This is a genomic window from Zobellia sp. 1_MG-2023, from assembly GCF_030549125.1.
Lineage (GTDB): Bacteria > Bacteroidota > Bacteroidia > Flavobacteriales > Flavobacteriaceae > Zobellia > Zobellia russellii.
Genome location: NZ_JAUOSY010000003.1, coordinates 350,009 through 372,060, shown reverse-complemented (window position 1 = coordinate 372,060; position 22,052 = coordinate 350,009). Strand labels below are relative to the sequence as shown.

Sequence of the window (22,052 nt, the reverse complement as noted above, 5' to 3'; positions counted from 1 at the left end):
TTTGGACAGAAATAATCTTTATTTTTGTTGCTTAATTTTTTAGCAAAGACATGGTAGAAACAGGTAGAAAATACGTATTCGATTTTGATAGCACCTTAACAAGGGTAGAAGCTTTGGATGTACTGGCCGAAATGACCTTGGAAGGCAAGTCTAACCGAGACGAAATCATTAGTCAAATTCAAGAGATTACAAATCTGGGTATTGACGGAGATATATCCTTTACCGAATCACTTGAAAGACGAATAAAATTATTAAACGCCCATAAAGATGATTTAGGGCCGTTAGTTGAGGAGTTGCGCCATAAAATTTCAAAGTCTATTGCTTCAAACAAAGAGTTTTTTGAAAAATTTTCGGATGATATTTATGTCATCTCTTGCGGGTTTAAAGAGTTCATAGACCCTATTGTTAAGGAGTATAATATTCCATCGGATAGGGTATATGCAAATACCTTTGAATTTGATAAAGAAGGAAATATTATTGGTTTTGATGCTAAAAATGTGCTTTCTCAGCATAACGGGAAAATAGAATGTCTTAAAAACATGAACTTAGAAGGAGAAGTTCAAGTTATTGGAGATGGGTATAGCGATTATGTAATGCGCGAAGCCGGTATTGCCGATAAATTCTTTGCGTACACGGAAAATGTGCATCGCGAAAAAGCGGCAAAAAATGCAGATTATATCACACCTAATATGGATGAATTTCTTTTTGTAAACGATTTACCTCGTAATATCTCTTATCCCAAGAACAGAATTAAAATTCTTCTTTTGGAAAATGTTCACCCTGATGCGTTCAAAAACCTGTCAGATGATGGTTTTTCAGTAGAACTGGTAAAACACAGTATTGGAGAAGAAGAACTTATAGAGAAGATTAAAGGTGTTCATGTATTGGGTATTCGTTCTAAGACCCAAGTGACGCAAAAAGTATTGGATGCGGCGGATAAACTTTTGGTTGTTGGTGCGTTCTGTATCGGTACTACACAAATAGATTTGCTGCATGCCAAGAAAAACGGCGTTGTAGTCTTTAACGCTCCGTACAGTAATACCCGTTCCGTTGTGGAATTGGCTATTGGGCAAATCATTATGCTTATGCGTAGTGTATTCTCTAGAAGTAGCGAAATTCATAGTGGGCAATGGCAAAAAACCGCCGAAGGTTCAAGAGAGGTTCGTGGTAAGAATCTTGGTATTGTTGGTTATGGTAATATAGGTAAGCAACTTTCTATTTTGGCGGAAGCTCTAGGTATGCGTGTGTATTACTATGATGTTGAGGATAAGTTGTCCTTAGGTAATGCTAAAAAGTGCAATACGTTAGAGGACTTGTTGAATGTTTCGGACGTAGTTACCTTACACATAGATGATAACAAGGCAAACAAGAATTTCATTGGCGCAAGAGAAATTAGCCAAATGAGAAACGGCGCAATGCTTATCAATCTTTCTAGAGGTTTTGTTGTAGATATTGAAGCTTTGGCCAATGGTCTAAAATCCGGAAAAATTGGAGGTGCTGCAATTGATGTATATCCTGAGGAGCCTCGTAGCAATGGTGATTTCTATACACCGCTTCAAGGTTTAAAGAATGTTATCCTAACGCCTCATGTAGGTGGTAGTACTGAAGAGGCACAACGTGATATAGCTGATTTTGTTCCTAATAAAATTATGGACTATATCAATTCTGGGAATACGGTAGATGCGGTAAACTTCCCTAACATCCGTTTGCCAAAACAACAGAACGCACACCGTTTCTTGCATATTCATAAGAACGTTCCTGGCATTATGGCAAAAATCAACGAAGTATGTGCTACGTATGGTTTAAATATCTCAGGACAATTTCTTTCTACGGATAGTGAGGTTGGCTACGTTATAACCGATTTGGATAAGGAATATAATAAAGACGTAATCAAAGCCCTTAAAAAGGTTGAGAATACCATTAAGTTTAGAGTATTGTACTAAACCCTTCTCTAAATGATAAGAATTGAAAAAGCCCTTTAATTAGGGCTTTTTTTATGTGTTATTATGTAAATGTTTCTTGGCCTACTTCCGTTAAGGTCCGTTGCGACTCTAGGCAGGATGGGCATAAGCAACTTTTAATTTATAATGCTATCACTACAATATAAAACTACATAAGCACCCCTTTTTCTGCTTTTACCGGAGGTGGCAGTTCTGTTTCTCCCAGCATTTCCCTAAGGTCTATTTCAATTGTTCTGCAAAGCGAAAGCATAGGAATATCATTCGCCATTCTCTGAAATGGATTTTCAGAATAATCCCCAATTAATTCCATCATAACATATATCCATCCTAACAATACGCAGATTGGTACAGCAAGCCATAGGTTGGCGGTTCCGGAATCTAGCACTTCGGGCATCATACTAAATGGCAATAGAAAAATGAATATACCGACAAAGTAATAGCTCATGTTTGCGTATTGGCGGGGGAAGGGAAATTTTTTAATTCGCTCGTTCTTACCTTGTAATTCATAAAAAGTACGCAAAACATCTTGCATCTTAATATGCCTAAAATCGTCAATTAATCCTTTTTTGCGTAATTCTCGTAAATCTCTGGATTGTTCATTTATAATTTGCGTAGCAGTATTGGCTTTGGTCACCAAACGTTCAAATTCTTCTTTAGAAAGAAAGTTTTTTAATTGACGATGTTCTAGATGGTCACTTATGATACCCACACCAAAGTTATCTTCAAGTCTTTGGGCGTGCTTGGTGGTCAAGCCACCTTGTGAAACATGTTCCCAAGAGGTAGATACCAATAATTGTTCTCTATGGGTGTAAAGCCATCCTATCTGCCTGTAGATAAGTCTTTTTTTAATGGCGTGTAAGTCCTCTTCATCGTGTTTTTCTACGGCATTCATGTTAGTTATGTACCCATCTACCAACATACCCCATGTACGGCTACCATTTACTATTCCTCCCCATATTTTTCGGGCTTCCCACATTCTGTCATAGGATTGATTGTTTTTAAAACCAACATAAAAGGCAACAGCGGTACCAATTACGGAGACTGGTAACCAAGGAACTTCGTACGAAATAATATTAAAACGGTATAGCACGGCAACACTACCCATATATAGAAATAGCCAAATTATATGGTGGAAAGACAAATCAAATAACTTCTTAAACGGAATTCCTTTAGTAACAATCATGGCAATTTTTTTGTTAGACTGCTAATGTAGAAAAGTTGATTTGTTAATATGAGCTACAAGAGGTTTTTTTTAGATTGAACGGTTGAAGAATAGGGTATTGTTCTACCTGTGGTGATAAGGTTCGTTACGTAGAATGGTAAATGCCCTGTAAACTTGTTCCACTATAAATAAACGTACCATTTGGTGTGAAAAAGTCATTTTAGACAGACTTATCTTGCCCTGTGCCTTGTTGTAAACTTCTGGACTGAAACCGTACGGCCCGCCTATGACAAAAACTAGTTGTTTAAGACCGGCATTCATTTTTTTCTGTAGATAGGCAGAGAAATCTACGGATGAAAACTGTTTTCCGTTTTCATCTAGGAGAACCAGTACATCCGTATTGGTCAATTGTTTTAAGATAAGTTCACCTTCCTTTTCCTTTTGTTGGGTTTCAGAGAGGTTTTTGGTGTTTTTAATGTCGGGTATAATGGTCAGGTCAAATTTAACATAGTGCTTCAATCTATTCTCGTATTCGCTAATAAGTTGCAACAATGCCTGGCTATCCGTTTTTCCGATAGCGATGAGTTTTATGGTCATGCTGCAAATATAATTTGAAATAATAAAAACTCGTTATTCCTATCCAAAGCAGTTCTTATAAATAACCCTTGGGGTAAAGTCTATAAACCCCCAACAATTTACTAATTTAGCTTTAAGTAAATTTTCATAGATGATTTCCAAAGAACAATTTCAAAAAGAAATAGAGTATATCATAATCAACGCTATTCGTGAAGATGTGGGAGATGGAGACCATAGTTCTCTAGCTTGTATTCCAGATACAGCAACGGGTAAGGCTAAATTATTGGTAAAGGACCAAGGTGTTATTGCGGGTGTGGAATTCGCTAAACAAGTTTTTAAGTATGTAGACCCTGGTATGGAGGTAGAAACACTTATAGAAGATGGTTCGGCGGTAAAACATGGTGATAGTGTTTTTTATGTCACAGGAAAATCACAGAGCATTTTAAAGGCAGAAAGATTGGTTTTGAATGCTATGCAGCGTATGAGCGCCATCGCAACCAAAACAAATTCGTTCGTAAAGTTGCTAGAGGGTACGGGAACTAAAATTCTTGATACAAGAAAAACTACGCCCGGCATTCGTGCTTTGGAGAAATGGGCGGTAAAAATAGGGGGTGGAGAAAACCATAGATTCGCTCTTTATGATATGATCATGCTTAAGGATAACCATATAGATTTTGCGGGTGGAATTGGCAGGGCTGTTCAGAAAACAAAAGACTATTTAAAGGAAACCAATAGAGACCTTAAGATAATAGTTGAAGCTAGGGACTTAAATGAGATAGAGCAAATTCTTGAAGCCGGTGGTGTCTACCGTATTCTAATAGATAACTTTAATTATGAAGATACCCGTAAAGCGGTAAAGTTAATTGGTGATACGTGCCTAACGGAATCTTCGGGAGGGATAAACGAAGATACCTTGCGTAAATATGCGGAGTGTGGTGTGGATTATATTTCTTCTGGAGCGCTAACACATTCTGTCTACAATATGGATTTAAGCTTAAAAGCGGTGTAAATGTCGCAGGAGATAGAGGATAGAATTGAAAAAATTCCTGTCATTAACCGGCTTGCTCGTTTCTTAAAACGAATAAAATTACCGGCTTTTGAGGGGCTATCGCTCTATGATTTAATGGAAATGTATATTCTTGGTATTTTCCGTGGGGCTATCTCTACACGTGCCAGTTCCATTGCGTTTAGTTTGTTTTTAGCGCTGTTTCCGTTACTTATATTTCTCATCACCTTAATACCTTTTATACTGCCTTACGTAAGTGTGGGCAATGAAAATTTTGATTCTCAGTTCCTTGTTTTTTTAGAGTCTTTTTTACCTTCGGCTACAAGTGATTATTTTGGGGATATTTATCAGCAAATAAAAGACCAGAAAAGAGGTGGGTTGCTATCCTCGGCTTTTTTGTTTTCCATTTTTCTGATGGCCAATGGGGTAAATGCCATTTTTGGAGGGTTTGAAAATTCGTATCATGTAGAGCTTACCAGAAATTTTTTCCGTCAATATCTTTATGCTTTAATGGTGGGGCTTATCCTGTCCATTTTGCTCATTGTGGGTGCTGTTACCTACGGGTATTTTGAGTTTTATATTACGGATTACTTAAGTGTTTGGGCAGCCAAAACACGTGGTTATGATCTTACTGAGAATGATATTGTTGGAGCTCAGATAGGTAAGGTGCTCTTCTTTGTTATACTGTCCTATTTTACAACGGCTATATTGTATTATTTTGGTACGATGGAGGGTAAACATGCACGCTTCTTTTCTGTTGGAGCTTTAATGACTACCTTATTGTTCATGCTTACATCATATCTTTTTGGGGTATATGTTGAAAAATTTGCTAGATATAATGAATTATACGGAGCTTTAGGAGGTTTGTTGATACTTATGGTATATATCTGGCTAAATTCTAATATATTGTTGCTCGGGTTCGAGCTTAATGCTTCATTGAACTCTTTAAGAAAAACATATTCTAGAAGATGAGTGTAACCAATATTACGAGTTTAATTTTCCTGTTTTTATCAATGCTTCCAATGGGGCAGTCCCAAAGTGTATTCGGAAAATGGAAAACCATAGATGACCGCACCGGTAAACCAAAAGCCATTATCGAAATTTATGAAGAAGATGGAAAAATGCATGGTAAGGTGATTGAAATAGTGGAAGAAGGAAAGGAAAACTTTATTTGCACCAAATGCGAGGGAGATATGAAAGACAAGCCTGTATTGGGTATGACCATTATTGAAGATGCAGAACACCATGGGAACGGGGTTTATAAAGGAGATACTCTTTTTGACCCTCAGCAGGCAATGACCTTTAGATGTAAAATTTGGCTTAACCCAGATAATCCTGATGAACTTAAAGTAAGAGGGTATTTGGCCTTTATTTACCGCACCCAGACTTGGGTACGGGTAGACGGATAGATTTTCACCCCACTGTATGCAGTATTTTATTGATGTTATATTACCGATTCCTTTAGAGAAACTATTTACCTACACCGTTTCTGAAACCGAGGCTGAGTTTTTGCGTCCTGGTATGCGGGTAGGAGTGCCTTTTGGAAAGTCTAAGGTCTATACGGGCTTGGTTCACAAGGTGCATACCAATGCCCCTGAAATATACGAAGCAAAGGAGATTGACCGTATTCTGGATGAAGACCCAATTATTAATACTATTCAGTTAAAACACTGGCAATGGGTTGCTGAGTATTACATGTGTACTATTGGCGAGGTTTTCAGGAGTGCCGTACCTGGAGCTTTCTTATTGGAAAGCGAGACCCTTATTCTACGGAACAATAGTGGGGAGATAGATGAATCTGGACTGGAGGATGATGAGTTCTTGGTCTATGAAGCGTTACAGCATCAGGCTGTACTAAAAGTGCAGGAGGTAAGCGCTATTATTGAACGAAAAAATATTCTGCCGGTATTGAACCGGCTAATAGAAAAGAATGTTATTCTTCTTAAAGAAGAAATGTACGAGCAGTATAAGCCTAAATTGGTTCGTTATGTAAAACTGGGCAAAGAATACCTTTCGGAAGAAAAACTAGAAGCTCTTTTAACCAATCTGTCCAGGGCTCCCAAGCAAAGCCAAGTGGTTCTATCCTTATTTCAATTACAAGCTGCCAATAAAAAGCCAATTAAAGTTGACGAGCTTGAAAAAACCAGTGGGGGGTCAAAAGCGGTTATAAAATCGCTAGTACATAAAGGAATCCTGGAAGAGTACTTTATAAGAACAGACCGGGTCAATTATGAAGGAGAGGAAGAAAACTATAGTTTAAAGGATTTAAACGAATATCAGCAACAAGCTTTTGACGATATAACCGAGAGTTTTAAAGCGGATAAGATTACTCTTTTACACGGAGTAACTTCGTCGGGAAAGACAGAGGTGTATGTAAAACTGATAGAAGAATGTTTGCAAAGAGGAGAGCAAGCGCTTTACCTTCTACCTGAAATAGCCTTGACCACCCAGCTTATTTCTCGTTTACAGAATTATTTTGGTGAAAAAATAACGGTGTATCATTCCAAATACAGTGTGCAGGAGCGTGTAGAGGCTTGGAACAATGTTTTGACCAGCAAAAATAAGGCGCAAATAGTCATAGGAGCGCGTTCCGCTTTGTTTTTGCCTTTTTCCAATCTAGGGCTCATTGTGGTTGATGAGGAGCACGAGAGTTCTTTTAAGCAGTTTGATCCGGCGCCAAGATATCATGCGCGCGATGCGGCTATAGTGTTGGGAAAATTACATGATAGTAAAGTTCTGTTAGGGTCGGCCACACCAAGTATTGAAAGTTTTTACAATGCAAAAATTGGAAAATACGGATATGCGGCAATTACCCGGCGTTACGGAAATGTGCTTATGCCGGATATTGAATTGGTAGATATAAAGGAACAGAGCCGTAAGCGCCGTATGAAGGGACATTTTTCGGAACGCTTGTTTCTGGCGATCGAAGAAGCTCTGGAGGCAGGCGAGCAGGTAATTTTATTTCAAAATAGAAGAGGGTACGCACCAATAATGGAATGTACTACTTGTGGGCATTCGCCCCAGTGCCCCAATTGCGATGTAAGTTTAACCTATCATCAATATAAAAAACAATTACGCTGTCATTATTGCGGGTATCATATGGCATTGCAGGTAAGCTGCCAAGCCTGTGGTAGCCAGACTTTGGATACCAAAGGATTTGGGACAGAACAGGTGGAAAAGGAGCTGGAAACCTTATTTCCAGATGCTAAGACCTGGCGTATGGATTTAGATACCACTCGTGGTAAACACGGATATGAAAAGATAATAACCGCTTTTGAGCAACAAGAGATGGATATTCTTGTGGGTACGCAAATGTTGACCAAAGGGCTTGATTTCAGAAATGTGAGTTTGGTAGGTATTATGAATGCGGACTCTCTTCTGAATTTTCCGGATTACAGGGCGCACGAACGTTGTTTTCAACTATTGACACAAGTAGCGGGTAGGGCAGGGCGTACCAAAAAAAGAGGTAAAGTTTTAATACAGAGTTATAATCCGTACCACCAAATTTTGCAACAGGTATCTACCCATGATTATGATACTATGTTCAATGAGCAGTTGTACGAGCGGGAACAGTATAAATATCCTCCCAGTAATAGAATAATAAAAATCACTTTTAAGCATAGGGAGTATAACCGTCTGAACGAAGCAACAGAATGGTTTGCAAAAGCACTTCGTGCAACTTTAGGGGGTAATGTACTAGGGCCCGAGTATCCGCCGGTGGCCAGAGTGCGGAATCTTTTCTTAAAAAACGTATTGATAAAGATACCACATGCCCAATCTGTTGTAAAGACGAAAATGGCTATGAAGAGAATAGAAAAATCGTTTAATTCCGTTTCACAGTATCGTAGTGTACGGGTTATCTATAATGTAGACCATATTTAAGGGTGAATCAAAAAAAATCCCGAACACCATTTGATGTTCGGGATTTATATTTTAAAGTAGAAGTGCTAGACATTGGCCAATGCTTCTGCTAACTCGGTCTTCTTGTTCCTGCTCGGAGGAATGGACCTTCCACTAACTTCAACATTTTTACTGTTGAATTTTTCTATCTTTTCTAGATTCACAATGTAGGATTTGTGAATGCGCAAGAATTTATCTTCCGGTAGTTGCTGCTCAAATGACTTCATGGTAGATAAGATAACAATGTTGGCCTCATCCGTAACCAATTTAATATAGTCACCAAGAGCTTCTATCCATTTAATATCGTTTAATATAACTTTACGTTTTTTAAGGTTGCTCTTAACGAAAATATGTTCTTCGTCTTCTTGAACTTTATTCATTTGTTCATATTTGGCAACCGCTCTTTTTACCGAAGCATCAAATCTGGCAAGGGTAATAGGCTTATGCAAATAATCGGTTACATCGTAATCAAATGCTTTAAGAGCATAATCTGGCTTACCTGTAATCAAAATTACTTGAGGACTGTTTTCTAAGGATTCGAGTAGGTCAAATCCACTGATGATAGGCATTTCAACATCAAGAAAAATAAGATCGATCTCGTTGTTCTTAATGCCGTTTTTGGCTTCGATCGCATTGCTGTACTCGGCCACCATAGCTAGGTTGGGATGACTGTTTACAAGCTTCGCGACTGCCATTCGTTGCATGGACGAATCGTCTACGATAATACTTCTTAATTTCATAAATGGGTCGATTTGTGGGGTTAAATCATCGACAAAATACTAAAAAAACGGGCTTAAATACAATAATATTGTAAACTTGGCCTGCTTTTTTGTGTAATTTGTAATGACATAGGTTAAGATTTGGTTATGTAAGATTTTAGGATTATCAAAGTATAACGAAGAAATTTCCGTTTTCTTGTAAAGTCTCATAAATATTATTACTTTTGCAACCCTAAAAAATATACATTTATGAACCATTACGAAACTGTTTTCATTTTGAATCCCGTGCTTTCTGATGATCAGATAGCGGAAACAGTTAAGAAATTTGAGGATTTCTTAATTAAAAATGGCGCCAAGATGGTCTCCAAAGAAAACTGGGGACTGAAGAAATTGGCCTATGCCATCCAACACAAGAAAAGTGGATTTTACCACTTGTTCGAATTTACAGCTACCGGAGAGGTAATTACTCCTTATGAGCAAGAGTTCAAAAGAGATGAACGTGTTATGCGTTTCTTAACGGTAAAACTAGACAAGCACGCAATTGAGTGGGCTGAGAAAAGAAGAACAAGGTTAAAAGCTAAAGCTTAAGGAATTATGGCAACATTACAACAACAAGCAAAAGGAAAAAAAGACGGTGAAATCCGTTATTTGACTCCATTGAACATTGAGACCAATACTAAAAAGAAGTATTGCCGTTTCAAGAAATCAGGTATTAAATATATCGATTACAAAGACGCAGACTTTTTAATGAAGTTGGTAAACGAGCAAGGTAAATTGTTACCTAGAAGACTTACAGGAACTTCTTTAAAATACCAACGCAAAGTGGCTCAAGCAGTCAAAAGAGCACGTCATTTGGCTTTGATGCCATACGTAGGAGATTTATTAAAATAAATTTAAGGCAAGATGGAACTTATACTAAAACAAGACGTAGAGCATTTAGGCTTTAAAGATGATGTCGTAAACGTAAAGAACGGTTACGGTAGAAATTACCTTATTCCAAGAGGTTTAGCTGATATGGCTACAGCTTCTGCTAAAAAGGTATTGGCAGAGAACTTAAAACAAAGAGCTCACAAAGAGAAAAAAGTTGTTGATGCTGCTAGCAAAACAGCTGAAGCTCTTAAAGCTTTGGAATTGAAAATAGCTGCTAAGACAGGTGCTGCCGATAAATTATTTGGATCGGTTACTACTATTGATCTAGCTGCTGCCCTTGAAAAAGAAGGTCACAGTATTGATAAGAAATTTATCAGCATTCAAGGTGGTGCCGTTAAGCGTACTGGCCCTTATAATGCACAAATAAGATTGCACAGGGAAGTAATTGTAGATTTCCCTTTTGAGGTTGTCGCAGACAAAAAATAACGTTAACAGAACGTTAATAACCTTATGATAACTTAGAAGAGCTATGCTTGCATAGCTCTTTTTTTTTGCGCTCTTTTGTAAGACTAACTCAAACAGATGATTATGTCTAACAAACTTCATTTAAGTCTTGTGCTATTCCTTTCTTTCTTTAGCGCAATTGCACAGGTTACGACCTCCAACATGAGCGGATCGGTGGTTGATGATCAGAACTTACCTTTATTAGGTGCAAACGTAGTTGTAGTTCATACACCAACGGGTACCAAATCTGGTGCTATAACCAATGAGGATGGTCTCTTTAAAATTTTAAACCTTAGGGTAGGAGGACCATATTCGGTAACAGTTTCTTACATCGGTTTTAAAGAGAAGACCCTAGACGATATTTATTTGTCTTTGGGTAAAACCTTTACTTTAGATGTAGTGCTGGCTACAGAGAGCCAAGCATTAGATGAAGTTGTGGTTATTTCAGACCGTGGTGGAACGTTCGGGAGTGATCGTACCGGTTCCGAGACCAGTGTGGGTAGAAGGGAACTTACCAAACTACCTACAATTTCTAGATCTGCAGAAGATTTTACACGATTGGAGCCAAGTGCTTCGGGTACACCTGGTACTGGTGGTCTTTCTTTTGGTGGACGTAATGATCAATACAATAACTTTTCTTTGGATGGGTCTTTCTTTGGTAACCCTTTTGGCCTGGATGCTCCTGGTCCTGGAGGACAGACAAGTTCGCAACCTATTTCATTGGATGCTATTGACCAGATTCAAGTGTTCTTGGCACCTTATGATGTTACCTTATCTGGATTTACAGGAGCAACTGTTAATGCGGTTACTAAAAGCGGAACAAATGAGTTTCACGGTAGTGTATACGGATTTTTTAGAAATGAAAGTCTTACAGGGGGTAAAATTAGAGGGGAAGAAGTTGTAAAGCCAGATTTAAAACAAAACCAGTACGGGGTAAGTATTGGTGGCCCTATTATAAAGAATAAACTTTTCTTCTTTGCGAATTTTGAGCGCGATCAACGCGATGATTTAGGGACTAACGGTTGGGTTCCCAATACCGGTTCCGGTGCGGTTAATGAGTCTAGGGTCTTAGAAAGTGATTTAATATCCGTACAGTCTGCTCTTGGTGCTTTAGGTTATGATACTGGCAGGTATGAAGGGTTTACTTATGGGGCGGAATCAACAAAAGGTATTTTAAAATTAGACTGGAATATAAACGATGATCACCGTTTGGCAGTAATCTATAATTTCTTGGATTCTTCAAAAGAGAAACCTGCACATCCCACGGCAATAGGTATTCGTGGTCCTAGTGCGCAGGTTTTACAGTTTGAAAATTCAGGATATGAAATCAATAACAACCTGCAATCTTTTCAGTTGGAGTTGAATTCAACATTTGGGGAAAATGCAACCAATAAACTTCAGGTTGGCTATTCTCATTTTGATGATTTTAGAAGTCCGTTTTCTTCACCGGCGCCTAGTATTATTATTCAGGGAGGTGATCAGAGCAACTATATAGTAGCTGGGCATGAGCCTTTTTCAATTAACAACAAGTTGGATCAAAAGGTTTTTCAGGTTACGAACAACTTTAATTATTTTATAGGTAATCATACGCTAACAGCAGGTGTTTCTTTTGAGAAATTTCAATTTGACAATTCTTTTAACTTAGGTGTTTACGGAGGTACTTTCGGTTTTCCTCTAGGTGGTCCTTTCGATAGGAATTTTGCAGATGTGGATGAATTTTTGGCCAACGCACAACCTGGTGGGCTTATTGATAATCTTATTCAAGGAGCGGAGGCAACCTTTGCTAATAATAACCAATCTGCAGAAGGCACCCCTGGAGGCTGGGCTTTGGCGGAAACCAATGTTGGGCAGTTAGGGCTTTACGTACAGGATGACTGGAATATTAATGAAAACTTAAAGATTACATATGGTATCCGTTTTGATAAGCCGCTCTATTTTGACACGCAGGATAAAATTGAGGAAAATATTGAACGGAAAGGCGGTGCTTTTCCTGATGGAACCTATCAACCGGATATAGAATATTATGACCCTGAAACGGGAGAGGCCACAACTTTAGATTCTACAACGCTGCCTAGTAATGACTTTCTTGTTTCTCCTAGACTGGGCTTCAATTGGGATGTAAAAGGCGAAAATAAAACTCAATTGCGTGGTGGTACTGGCGTATTTACTGGCCGTTTCCCTTTTGTTTGGTTAGGAAACCAAGTACAGGCAGTAGACTTTTTCTTCTATCAAATAGTTGATCCGGATTTTAAATGGCCGCAGGTTTGGCGTACCAACATAGGTGCAGATCACAGGTTTGACAACGGTCTTATTCTAACGGCAGACCTTTCCTATACTAAAGATATAAACGGAGCCCACGTTCAGAACTGGGGACTTAATAGTCCGTCAGGAACATTGCAAGGTGTTGATAATCGTCCGGTTTATCAAGCATCAGATAGATCGGTTAATGAATTTGGTGGAGCTACCAATGCTTACGTATTCACAAATTCCGATAAAGGTAGAATATGGAATGCTTCCATAAAAGCTCAAAAGACTTGGGATAATGGTCTTTTTGCAAGTGTAGCCTATAATTATTTGAACGCTCAAGATGTAAATTCAATTGAGGCGGAGATTACGGGTGATGCTTTTGATTTCAACCCTAACCTAGGGGATGCCAATCAAGATGTTCTATCGTATTCTAAATATGGTGATACACATAGGGTTATTGGAGCTGCTGCTAAACAATTTAATTACGGGAACGATAATAAATGGTCTACAACTATTTCTACGTTCTTTGAGTATGCGCAAGGCGGAAGGTTCAATTACACCTATGGTGGTAATATTAATAATGACAGTTCTTTCCAGAATAATGATTTGCTTTATATTCCAACCACGGCAGAAGTTCAGCAAATGCAGTTTTCCGGTGCCGGCCAAGCCGATGCTTTTGAGCGGTTTATTCAGCAGGATGAGTATATGAGCGATAATAGAGGCCAGTATTTTGATAGATATGGGGCTCTTGCACCATGGCGCGGAAAATGGGATGTGAAGTTATTGCAGGATTATCGTTTTAACGTTGCAGAAAATAAGGTGCATACCATTCAATTTAGTATTGATATCTTAAACTTCGGCAATTTATTGAATAGTGATTGGGGTATAATCCAGCAACCTAATACTCCAAATCCATTATCTGTTTCCGTAGATGAGAATAATGTACCTACTTACACATTTAATGAGCAATTGACGGAAACCTTTGGGTATGACTCAAGTTTGTTCTCTAGATGGCAAATGCAATTTGGTCTACGCTATATTTTCTAGAACTAATAATCATATTTTATTGAACAAAGGCCGTACTTATCGTACGGTCTTTTTATTTTTGCAGAATGAAATACATGAGGCTTACCAAACAGCAATTAGAAGAGCTGCATCAAGAATTTATAAACTTCCTGGCTACACAATCCATAACGGGTGATGAATGGGAAGAAATTAAAACGAACAGACCACAAGTTGCAGAAGAAGAGATAGATGTTTTTAGTGATTTGGTCTGGGAGGGCGTACTTACCAAAGTAGCATATTTGGAAAATATTTCCGAAAAGCAAATGCATTTATTCTATTTGGCCGAAAAGGAAATGAAATTAATTTCGGTAAAGGTGATGAACCCAGAAATAGATTTGACCACTAATATTGGGTTTTCTTGGTTCAAGAAAAACTGGCAGTCAGACTTCGTAGAATATTTAACGGCTTCCAAGATGTATACTGATGATAAAAACCTAGATAAATTTAAGCTTATCCAGCAAGGTGCAGTTATTACAAAAGGTGATCTGTACCAATGGTTTGATAAGGTTATAGAGGTTTAGGCGAACCTTATTTTTATAGTACGCTAATTTTACAACAGAGGACGGAATAGGGATTGTCTATATAATTCACTGCTCGTCTTTCTAAAATTTTATATTTGCACCACAATTACATATAATGGCACAAAAACCGAGCATACCTAAGGGAACCAGGGATTTTACCCCTTCCGAAGTCATCAAAAGAAACTACATTTTTGATATTGTAAAAAGGCATTTTCAGACCTTTGGTTTTCAGCCTATTGAAACCCCTTCTTTTGAAAATTCGGATACCCTAATGGGAAAATACGGTGATGAAGGTGATCGCCTCATTTTTAAGATTTTGAATTCGGGTGATTTCTTGAACAAGGTAGATGATGTTACCTACAGTTCTAAAAATTCAAGTTCTTTAACCCCAAAGATTTCTGAAAAAGCGCTCCGTTATGATTTGACCGTGCCTTTTGCTCGCTACGTAGTCATGCATCAGAATGAAATTGATTTTCCGTTTAAGCGCTATCAGATTCAGCCGGTTTGGCGTGCGGATAGGCCTCAAAAAGGACGTTTTCGTGAGTTTTTTCAGTGTGATGCAGATGTAGTTGGTTCTGATTCTCTTTTGCAGGAAATAGAGTTTGTGCAGTTGTACGATGCCGTTTTTACTGATTTAAAGTTGGAAGGTGTCAACATTAAAATGAACAACAGAAAAATTCTTTCGGGTATTGCCGAAGTTATAGGTGCACAGGACCTCCTTATAGATTTTACCGTTGCTTTGGATAAGTTGGATAAAATTGGTGAAGAGGGTGTGAAGAAAGAAATGGCGGAAAGAGGGTTGACTCCGGAAGCTATTGCCAAGGTAGAACCACTTTTTTCACTAACGGGTAGTAATTTAGAGCAGCTTCAAGCTTTAAGAAATATGTTAAAAGACTCTGAAACAGGTAGTAAGGGAGTTGAAGAGCTGACTTTTATCGTGAGCACTATTGAAGAAATGGGTCTGCAATCCGCTAAACTTTCTATTGATGTTACTCTGGCTAGAGGGCTTAATTATTACACAGGAGCTATTTTTGAGGTTGGTGCACCGGAAGGTGTAAAAATGGGGTCTATTGGTGGTGGTGGCCGTTATGATGACCTTACCGGTATTTTTGGTTTAAAGGATGTAAGTGGGGTTGGCATCTCTTTTGGCTTGGACCGTATCTATTTGGTCTTAGAAGAACTGGGCCTTTTTCCTGAACGTATTGATCAATCCCTGCAAGTACTTTGCTTGAATTTTGGGGATAAAGAAGGTTTGGCCGCGTTAAAATTGGTATCTGCTTTGCGTAAAAATGGTGTTAAAGCAGATGTCTACCCGTCCAATGCAAAAATTCAGAAGCAATTCAAATACGCTAATAACAGAAATGTACCGTATGTAGTTTTGATCGGGGAAAAAGAATTGGAAGAAAATTCTTTTGTTGTAAAGCATATGGAAAGTGGTGAGCAAAAAACGTATGCTTTGAATGCCATTTCCGATTTTATAGCAACATTATAACCTCTTTTTAATCTCTTTAATAATGGTCTTATAGTATTCCGTACTATGAGGAACATATTTTTGGGTGTTGGCCAGCCCCCATGTTTCTTGAGAAAATTGAATTAAAGATAGTAGGGCCAAGTCTTCAACTTCACTTTCTTGTTTTTTTAGTTGATGTAAGGGCACTTTAAGTTCACATAAGAAGGTGTGATGATATTCGCAGTCTAGCAACTGCTCGGAATGTCTGTGAACGGATTTAAAAATGCCGATTTTTTCTAAAGCTTCGGGCTGAACGCTTAGGCCTATCTCTTCTTCAATTTCGCGCGTGGCCGAAACCTCTATATTTTCTCCGCCCCCAATATGGCCTGCCACCGATACATCCCACAGTAAAGGAAATACATCTTTGTTTTTAGACCGTTGCTGAAGCAAGATTTGTCCATTTTTGGTATACAACCAAATATGAACCGTTGGGTGAAATAATCCTTTTCGGTGAGCTTCGGATTTCATTGTCGTCTTTCCAGTGGTATTTCCATTGGAGTCAAGGATATCAATTAATTCATCCATATGTAAAAAATAAACCCTCCTTTTTGGGGAGGGTTAGATTTGTTTAATCGAAATAACTAAAAGTTTCTCCGTCTTTAATGTTCAAGACCGTTTCGTAAATCAACCTGATTACGTTTTCAACATCGTCTCTGTGAACCGTTTCAACAGTGGTGTGCATATAGCGTAACGGTAAGGAGATAAGAGCGGAAGCAACGCCTCCATTGCTGTAAGCAAAAGCATCTGTATCCGTTCCGGTAGCCCTGGAAGCTGCCATGCGCTGAAAAGGTATTTTGTTAGCCTCGGCAGTTTCAATGATACGTTCTCGTAATTTGTTCTGAACCGCTGGGGCATAGGAAATTACGGGTCCGGCACCAATTTCGGTATGGCCTTGTGTTTTTTGCTCGATCATTGGGGTAGTGGTGTCATGGCAAACATCTGTTATGATGGCCACATTGGGCTTAATGGTCTGCGTAATCATCTCCGCACCACGTAAACCTATTTCTTCCTGAACCGAGTTGGTAATATATAGCCCAAAAGGTAACTTCTTCTTGTTCTCGTGAAGCAAACGTGCTACTTCGGCAATCATAAAGCCACCGGCACGGTTATCAATGGCACGACAAACAAATTTGTCGCCGTTCAAGATTTGGAACTCGTCCGGATAGGTAATAACACACCCAACATGAACTCCCATTTTCTCTACTTCCTCTTTGTTTTTTGCTCCTATATCAATAAATATATTATCCAATTTAGGAGGTGTTTCCTTGCCCTTATCGCGAGTATGGATAGCTGGCCATCCAAAAATTCCTTTAACTATTCCGTTTTTGGTGTGGATATTCACCCATTTGGAAGGGGCTATTTGGTGGTCACTGCCTCCGTTTCTAATTACGTACAGTAATCCGTTATCGCTAACGTAGTTTACGTACCATGATATTTCGTCTGAGTGCCCTTCTATTACTACCTTAAATTTGGCATCTGGGTTAATTACCCCTACGGCCGTACCGTATGTGTCCGTTATAAAGGTGTCCACATAGGGTTTAAGGTAGTCCATCCATATTTTTTGACCCTCCCATTCGTAGCCTGTTGGAGCTGCGTTATTCAAATATTTTTCAAAAAAATCAAGTGATTTTTTGGTAAGAATTTTCTTTGTAGCCATTAAATTTATATTTAAATACGAATTTACTAATATTCACTTTTATTTAATAATAAGCAGACCTATTTATCGTTAATTTGGCAAGGCTTTTGTATAATGTCCGTTATGAAAAAAACAATTCTGTTTTTATTTTTTACAAACCTCTTTCTTTTAGGGTATTCTCAAATAGAGGAAGAACCTTTGGACTCCATTGCGGAAAAGATGATTATCGTAGAAGGCGATTCTATATTTAGGAATTCCATAGATTTGGACGAAGTTTATCTGTTCGGGAAATTAAAATTCACTTCCTACAAGGATAAATTAAGGTATTATATTTTGAGAAGAAAGACATTAAAGGTGTATCCCTATGCCAAATTGGCGGCTGAGCGGCTAGAGGAACTTAATGACAGTATTACAAAAATCAAGAAGCGTAGGCACCAAAAGAAATATACCAAAGAAATCCAAAAGTTTATTGAAGAGGAATTTTCCGAAGAATTAAAAAAATTGACTCGTACGGAAGGTCAGATTTTGGTGAAACTGATATACAGGCAGACCGGAGAAACGGCTTTTGACCTCGTTAAGGAGCTTAGGAGCGGTTGGCGTGCCTTTTGGTACAATACCACGGCAAGCATGTTTAAAATAAGCTTAAAAGAACGGTTTCAGCCTGATCAAGTACATGAAGATTACCTCATAGAAGATATATTGCAGCGCGCTTTCTCCGAGTTTAGGCTGGAGCGCCAAGAGTCTGTACTAGACTATGATTATGCCCAGTTAATCAATAAGTGGGGAGATGTAGGAAGCAAACAATAGAATTATTTTTTCTTTTTCTTACCGAACAGAGACTCCATAATTAACCGTAAACCGTAAAATGCCATTACTATTGCTCCAATGGCAAATATAAAACCTAATATTAGAACGGGCCAATACAAGGGATGACCTTGGTTTTTGAAAGCTTGGTATATTACACCTGGAGCCAGGAACATTAGGAAAATTGTATAGGCAATATGTTTAAGTCCTTTTACCAGTAAATCTTTATCCGTTCTCTTTTGAGACATAGTTGCAAAATTCAATTTGGGCAAAATTACTCAATAGAAATGGACTTGGAGTACGTTTGGCAAACGGCAAAATATCCTAGGGCAAAATTCTCTTGGTCAACTAGGTTATCAAGATTATCCAAATCCGAAATATCCTCAACATTAGTGACATTTATAATATTGCCTTTTACCGTGCCTGCTGGGGTTTGAAACGGACCTTGGTCTCCTCCGGACTGCACAATAAGTTGGTTCATATAGTTATAGAAGCCCCTATCAACGCCCAGTATACTTATATCCAGTACCATTCCGTCTTTTACATCATCATCATAAAAATAAGAGAACTCAAAAGTCTCTCCAGGGTAAAATGTATCTTCCGTGACCAAGTATTCGTTAAAATCAAAATCAAAAAGATAGAAATCGGTTCGGTTGGGTTGGTCCTTAAAAGCTACTACTATTTCTGTTTCTTCGCCTGAAAAAAGAGTTGCATCGCCCTGCTCTAATTTGGTAATTGGTACCGTAGGCACATAGGCAGTCTGCGCCGCATATCTAGAACCTTGATGTTCAATAAACAGAACCAAATCACCGGACGTCATAAAATCTATGGTCGTTTCACTCTGGTAGACACCGCTACCGCTAAAGGTTTCAAAAAGGGGAATAGTTTCTTCGCTTTCCAGATTGGTAATGCTTATTTGGTCTAGTCGTGTAGGTTCTACAGATTCAAAAAAATTAGTTGATGTGCTCACTCTTACTTCGGCATAATATGTAGAGGAGGACTGAGTAAGATCAATTCGCATTAAGGCATCTACGGTTAAGCGAGACTGGTCCGTTGGAACTTCTACTTCCACAACATCTTCACAAGCGGATAAAAACGGAAGCAGGCAGAGTATATAGATAAACTTTTTCATGGCCTTAAAATTTAAAGTTATACGTTACCGCCGGTACCACGCCAAAAATTGATGTACGTACCGCTTCATTGGCCCCGGTATCCTCATTGCGACTAAAACTTATAGAGGCAGCATTCCTGCGATTGTACACATTGTATACGCTGAAGACCCATTCGGTCTGCCATTTTCTGTTTTTGTTCTTTTTTGGGGTCAGGGTTGCGGAGACATCCATACGATGGTAAGCGGGCAAACGCTCTTCATTTCGTAGTCCGTAATAGGGAACGGTAAGCCCCTGAAAACGAAATTGACCTATAGGGTAATTGGTGGGTTGCCCTGTTTGAAATACAAAATTGGTATTAAAATTCCATTTTTGATTTAAATCATAGCTCGCATAGGCCGATATATCGTGGGTCTTGTCATACGGGGTGTTGTACCAGGCTCCGGAGTTTATGCCAGTTTCCGTAAATGAAGTCCCGTCTTGCAATTCAATGGTTCTTCCTGGTGTCCTTTGCTCAGATTTTGAAAGCGTATAGGCAAGCCAACCCTGAAACTTACCCTCGTTTTTGCGTAGTAAAAATTCCAGACCGTAAGCTCGCGCTTCGCCATTTAGAATAACTTGCTCAATGGCATCATTGGCAATAAGGTTGGCGCCATCTATATAGTCTATGCGATTTTGAACGTCCTTATAAAAAGCCTCGGTTTCAAAAGAGAAATCACCATCCTTTAGATTTTTAAAATACCCCACGGCGTATTGATTAAGAATTTGGGGTTTTATAAAGGGGCCGCTTGGAGTCCAAACATCCAATGGAGTAGGAGAGCTGGTGTTGGAAAGTAAATGCAGGTACTGTGCCAAATGGGTGTAGCTGGCTTTTATAGAACTGCTGTTGTTTAAGGTGTATGCCAAAGATATACGTGGTTCCAGATTGTTAAAGGTAGCCAAGCTACCACTTCTTTTTACGTTATACTGGTCTATAGGTATGCCTTCCTGATATACTTGAAGTACCGGGTCAAAAAAGACAGGGTTATCATCTAAATAGACGTTTACCTCGTCTTGTCCCAATCGTAAAAAATTACTGAAGCGGAGTCCATAATTTAGACTCAGGTTTTTGGTTATATCATGTTCAATATCAATATAGGCTGCAAATTCATTGGCATACTTTTGTGTTAACTGCTCTTCTACTATACCGGAATCTTCGTTGCTAGGCTGTATTTTTCCAGGGTTAAAACGATAGTAGATATTATTGATGCCGTAATTGATTTGAAACTTGTCCGTGATATAGTGCTTCAGGTCATATTTTATATTGAAGTTTTCAATACCCGAATTCCAATCGAAGCCTACAAAATCCAGTTTTAGACCATAGTAATAGTTGGAATAGATTAAAGAGAGGTTTGAAAATAACTTATCTGAAAAAAGGTGATTCCATCTAAAATTACCTACTGCGTTTCCATAAGTATTTACAAAACTATCGCTTATACCAAATACATCACGACCAAAATATCCTGATAGGAAAATACTGTTGTTATCGTTTATGTTGTAATTGAGCTTGGTATTTAAATCGTAGAAATAGGCGGTATTATCTACGTCAAAAAGGGGCAGGAATAGGTGAGCATAGGAAGCACGGCCTCCCACAAGAAACGCAGCTTTGTCTTTTTTTATAGGGCCTTCTACCAACAAACGGCTGGCTACGGCACCTATACCTCCGTTTACTTTAATTTTTTTGCTGTTTCCTTCTTTTTGGAAAATATCCAGAACCGACGAGACTCTACCGCCATAACGGGCCGGAATTCCCCCCTTATATAGTTTAATATCCTTTATGGCGTCCGGGTTAAAGACAGAGAAAAAGCCGAATAGGTGGGAGGAGTTAAAAATAGTGGCCTCATCCAATAAAATTAGATTTTGGTCTACGGCACCGCCCCGTACATTAAAACCGGAAGCACCCTCGCCTGCGTTGGTTACACCGGGCAGTAAGAGAATGGATTTAATAACATCGGCTTCTCCCAAGATAACCGGAATTTTTTTAATGGTTCCCACAGATAAGGAGTTCACGCTCATCTGGGGTTTGCGTACATCCATTTTTTCTACGTCTTCCGTTACTACAACTTCTTGCAACTGTTCAGCGGATTCCATCAGCTGAAAGTTCATTTTTTTATCCGCATCCAGAGTGACCGTTTTTACAACATCCTGAAAACCCAGATACCTGACCAACAACTGGTAGGTGCCTTCTGGAAGGGTAATGGAATAAAAACCGTATTCATTGGTGGTAACCCCTGTTTCCAGTTCGGGAAAAACAATAGCCACCCCAATAAGAGTTTCATTGCTGGAATCTTCTGAGATTGTTCCGCTTAAAGTGTATTGCCTTTGGGCAAAACTATTAAAAAAACAAAGTAGAAAGACACTGAGAACGACCTTGGTAAGTTGGTTCATCGAAGAGCAATTTTTTTATAAATGTAGCTAGAAAA

The 22,052-nt window shown here is 38.7% G+C and carries 20 protein-coding genes; 12 read left to right on the top strand and 8 right to left on the bottom strand.

Translation table 11 applies throughout. The annotated features are described in order from the left end of the window. The first annotated feature begins 50 nt into the window (after positions 1-50). Entirely contained in the window at positions 51-1,943 is a 1,893-nt protein-coding gene (gene serA, locus Q4597_RS08985) for a phosphoglycerate dehydrogenase (RefSeq protein ID WP_215439002.1), read from the top strand. Between the two features lie 166 nt (positions 1,944-2,109). On the opposite strand, the gene Q4597_RS08980 is transcribed toward serA, so the two are convergent. Next, on the bottom strand, positions 2,110-3,144 hold the full coding sequence (locus tag Q4597_RS08980; RefSeq protein ID WP_303405939.1) for a bestrophin family protein: 1,035 nt from the start codon (positions 3,142-3,144) through the stop codon (positions 2,110-2,112). A 102-nt stretch (positions 3,145-3,246) separates the two neighbouring features. Next, the gene (rlmH, locus tag Q4597_RS08975) at positions 3,247-3,720 is read right to left on the bottom strand and encodes a 23S rRNA (pseudouridine(1915)-N(3))-methyltransferase RlmH (protein ID WP_303405937.1); all 474 of its coding nucleotides are present in this window, start codon (positions 3,718-3,720) and stop codon (positions 3,247-3,249) included. Between the two features lie 130 nt (positions 3,721-3,850). Here rlmH and nadC point away from each other — a divergent pair, with 130 nt between their 5' ends. From nadC to priA, 4 genes are read left to right on the top strand one after another with little or no spacing between them, the layout of a single operon-like run. After that, the gene (gene nadC, locus Q4597_RS08970; protein WP_303405935.1) at positions 3,851-4,708 is read left to right on the top strand and encodes a carboxylating nicotinate-nucleotide diphosphorylase; all 858 of its coding nucleotides are present in this window, start codon (positions 3,851-3,853) and stop codon (positions 4,706-4,708) included. Further along, positions 4,709-5,677 (top strand): YihY/virulence factor BrkB family protein, encoded by a 969-nt coding sequence (locus Q4597_RS08965; protein ID WP_215439006.1) that lies wholly within the window; start codon positions 4,709-4,711, stop codon positions 5,675-5,677. Continuing rightward, complete coding sequence (locus Q4597_RS08960; protein WP_215439007.1) at positions 5,674-6,114, top strand: DUF2147 domain-containing protein; 441 nt, start codon at positions 5,674-5,676, stop codon at positions 6,112-6,114. The genes Q4597_RS08965 and Q4597_RS08960 overlap by 4 nt, the downstream gene beginning before the upstream one ends. A 16-nt stretch (positions 6,115-6,130) precedes the next feature. Continuing rightward, complete coding sequence (gene priA, locus Q4597_RS08955) at positions 6,131-8,587, top strand: primosomal protein N' (RefSeq protein ID WP_303405933.1); 2,457 nt, start codon at positions 6,131-6,133, stop codon at positions 8,585-8,587. Positions 8,588-8,652: 65 nt separating this feature from the next. Here priA and Q4597_RS08950 read toward each other — a convergent pair whose 3' ends face one another. Next, positions 8,653-9,345, bottom strand: a complete 693-nt coding sequence (locus Q4597_RS08950) for a LytTR family DNA-binding domain-containing protein (protein WP_303405932.1) — start codon at positions 9,343-9,345, stop codon at positions 8,653-8,655. Between the two features lie 228 nt (positions 9,346-9,573). Here Q4597_RS08950 and rpsF point away from each other — a divergent pair, with 228 nt between their 5' ends. The 6 genes from rpsF (at position 9,574) to hisS (ending at position 16,023) form a co-directional block, all read left to right on the top strand. Beyond that, positions 9,574-9,912, top strand: coding sequence for a 30S ribosomal protein S6 (rpsF, locus tag Q4597_RS08945; protein WP_215439010.1), 339 nt, complete (start codon positions 9,574-9,576; stop codon positions 9,910-9,912). Positions 9,913-9,918: 6 nt separating this feature from the next. Then, complete coding sequence (gene rpsR / locus Q4597_RS08940) at positions 9,919-10,215, top strand: 30S ribosomal protein S18 (protein WP_013991412.1); 297 nt, start codon at positions 9,919-9,921, stop codon at positions 10,213-10,215. Positions 10,216-10,227: 12 nt separating this feature from the next. Further along, complete coding sequence (gene rplI, locus Q4597_RS08935; RefSeq protein ID WP_289040253.1) at positions 10,228-10,680, top strand: 50S ribosomal protein L9; 453 nt, start codon at positions 10,228-10,230, stop codon at positions 10,678-10,680. Between the two features lie 102 nt (positions 10,681-10,782). Next, complete coding sequence (locus tag Q4597_RS08930) at positions 10,783-13,992, top strand: TonB-dependent receptor (RefSeq protein WP_303405930.1); 3,210 nt, start codon at positions 10,783-10,785, stop codon at positions 13,990-13,992. Positions 13,993-14,057: 65 nt separating this feature from the next. Further along, complete coding sequence (locus tag Q4597_RS08925; RefSeq protein WP_303405928.1) at positions 14,058-14,531, top strand: DUF6495 family protein; 474 nt, start codon at positions 14,058-14,060, stop codon at positions 14,529-14,531. A 115-nt stretch (positions 14,532-14,646) separates the two neighbouring features. Further along, positions 14,647-16,023, top strand: coding sequence for a histidine--tRNA ligase (hisS, locus tag Q4597_RS08920; RefSeq protein WP_303405926.1), 1,377 nt, complete (start codon positions 14,647-14,649; stop codon positions 16,021-16,023). Here the strand turns inward: hisS and Q4597_RS08915 are convergent. After that, positions 16,018-16,566 (bottom strand): NUDIX domain-containing protein, encoded by a 549-nt coding sequence (locus tag Q4597_RS08915; RefSeq protein WP_303405924.1) that lies wholly within the window; start codon positions 16,564-16,566, stop codon positions 16,018-16,020. The genes hisS and Q4597_RS08915 overlap by 6 nt on opposite strands. A gap of 43 nt (positions 16,567-16,609) precedes the next feature. Then, the gene (locus Q4597_RS08910; protein ID WP_215914607.1) at positions 16,610-17,698 is read right to left on the bottom strand and encodes a M42 family metallopeptidase; all 1,089 of its coding nucleotides are present in this window, start codon (positions 17,696-17,698) and stop codon (positions 16,610-16,612) included. Positions 17,699-17,800: 102 nt separating this feature from the next. Here Q4597_RS08910 and Q4597_RS08905 point away from each other — a divergent pair, with 102 nt between their 5' ends. Then, a complete protein-coding gene (locus Q4597_RS08905) occupies positions 17,801-18,484 on the top strand; it encodes a DUF4294 domain-containing protein (protein WP_215439017.1) in 684 nt (227 codons plus the stop codon). A gap of 2 nt (positions 18,485-18,486) precedes the next feature. Here the strand turns inward: Q4597_RS08905 and Q4597_RS08900 are convergent, their stop codons facing one another. The 3 genes from Q4597_RS08900 to Q4597_RS08890 are packed head-to-tail and all read right to left on the bottom strand — an operon-like array spanning position 18,487 to position 22,017. After that, complete coding sequence (locus Q4597_RS08900) at positions 18,487-18,729, bottom strand: DUF6095 family protein (RefSeq protein WP_303405910.1); 243 nt, start codon at positions 18,727-18,729, stop codon at positions 18,487-18,489. A gap of 26 nt (positions 18,730-18,755) precedes the next feature. Further along, complete coding sequence (locus Q4597_RS08895) at positions 18,756-19,613, bottom strand: DUF4249 family protein (protein ID WP_303405908.1); 858 nt, start codon at positions 19,611-19,613, stop codon at positions 18,756-18,758. 4 nt (positions 19,614-19,617) lie between these two features. Continuing rightward, a complete protein-coding gene (locus Q4597_RS08890) occupies positions 19,618-22,017 on the bottom strand; it encodes a TonB-dependent receptor (RefSeq protein ID WP_303405907.1) in 2,400 nt (799 codons plus the stop codon). Positions 22,018-22,052: the final 35 nt, after the last annotated feature.

Coding starts and splice junctions, on each gene's coding strand:
- serA (WP_215439002.1), top strand. CDS start 51: ATGGTAGAAACAGGTAGAAAATACGTATTCGATTTTGATAGCACCTTA.
- Q4597_RS08980 (WP_303405939.1), bottom strand. CDS start 3,144: ATGATTGTTACTAAAGGAATTCCGTTTAAGAAGTTATTTGATTTGTCT.
- rlmH (WP_303405937.1), bottom strand. CDS start 3,720: ATGACCATAAAACTCATCGCTATCGGAAAAACGGATAGCCAGGCATTG.
- nadC (WP_303405935.1), top strand. CDS start 3,851: ATGATTTCCAAAGAACAATTTCAAAAAGAAATAGAGTATATCATAATC.
- Q4597_RS08965 (WP_215439006.1), top strand. CDS start 4,709: ATGTCGCAGGAGATAGAGGATAGAATTGAAAAAATTCCTGTCATTAAC.
- Q4597_RS08960 (WP_215439007.1), top strand. CDS start 5,674: ATGAGTGTAACCAATATTACGAGTTTAATTTTCCTGTTTTTATCAATG.
- priA (WP_303405933.1), top strand. CDS start 6,131: ATGCAGTATTTTATTGATGTTATATTACCGATTCCTTTAGAGAAACTA.
- Q4597_RS08950 (WP_303405932.1), bottom strand. CDS start 9,345: ATGAAATTAAGAAGTATTATCGTAGACGATTCGTCCATGCAACGAATG.
- rpsF (WP_215439010.1), top strand. CDS start 9,574: ATGAACCATTACGAAACTGTTTTCATTTTGAATCCCGTGCTTTCTGAT.
- rpsR (WP_013991412.1), top strand. CDS start 9,919: ATGGCAACATTACAACAACAAGCAAAAGGAAAAAAAGACGGTGAAATC.
- rplI (WP_289040253.1), top strand. CDS start 10,228: ATGGAACTTATACTAAAACAAGACGTAGAGCATTTAGGCTTTAAAGAT.
- Q4597_RS08930 (WP_303405930.1), top strand. CDS start 10,783: ATGTCTAACAAACTTCATTTAAGTCTTGTGCTATTCCTTTCTTTCTTT.
- Q4597_RS08925 (WP_303405928.1), top strand. CDS start 14,058: ATGAAATACATGAGGCTTACCAAACAGCAATTAGAAGAGCTGCATCAA.
- hisS (WP_303405926.1), top strand. CDS start 14,647: ATGGCACAAAAACCGAGCATACCTAAGGGAACCAGGGATTTTACCCCT.
- Q4597_RS08915 (WP_303405924.1), bottom strand. CDS start 16,566: ATGGATGAATTAATTGATATCCTTGACTCCAATGGAAATACCACTGGA.
- Q4597_RS08910 (WP_215914607.1), bottom strand. CDS start 17,698: ATGGCTACAAAGAAAATTCTTACCAAAAAATCACTTGATTTTTTTGAA.
- Q4597_RS08905 (WP_215439017.1), top strand. CDS start 17,801: ATGAAAAAAACAATTCTGTTTTTATTTTTTACAAACCTCTTTCTTTTA.
- Q4597_RS08900 (WP_303405910.1), bottom strand. CDS start 18,729: ATGTCTCAAAAGAGAACGGATAAAGATTTACTGGTAAAAGGACTTAAA.
- Q4597_RS08895 (WP_303405908.1), bottom strand. CDS start 19,613: ATGAAAAAGTTTATCTATATACTCTGCCTGCTTCCGTTTTTATCCGCT.
- Q4597_RS08890 (WP_303405907.1), bottom strand. CDS start 22,017: ATGAACCAACTTACCAAGGTCGTTCTCAGTGTCTTTCTACTTTGTTTT.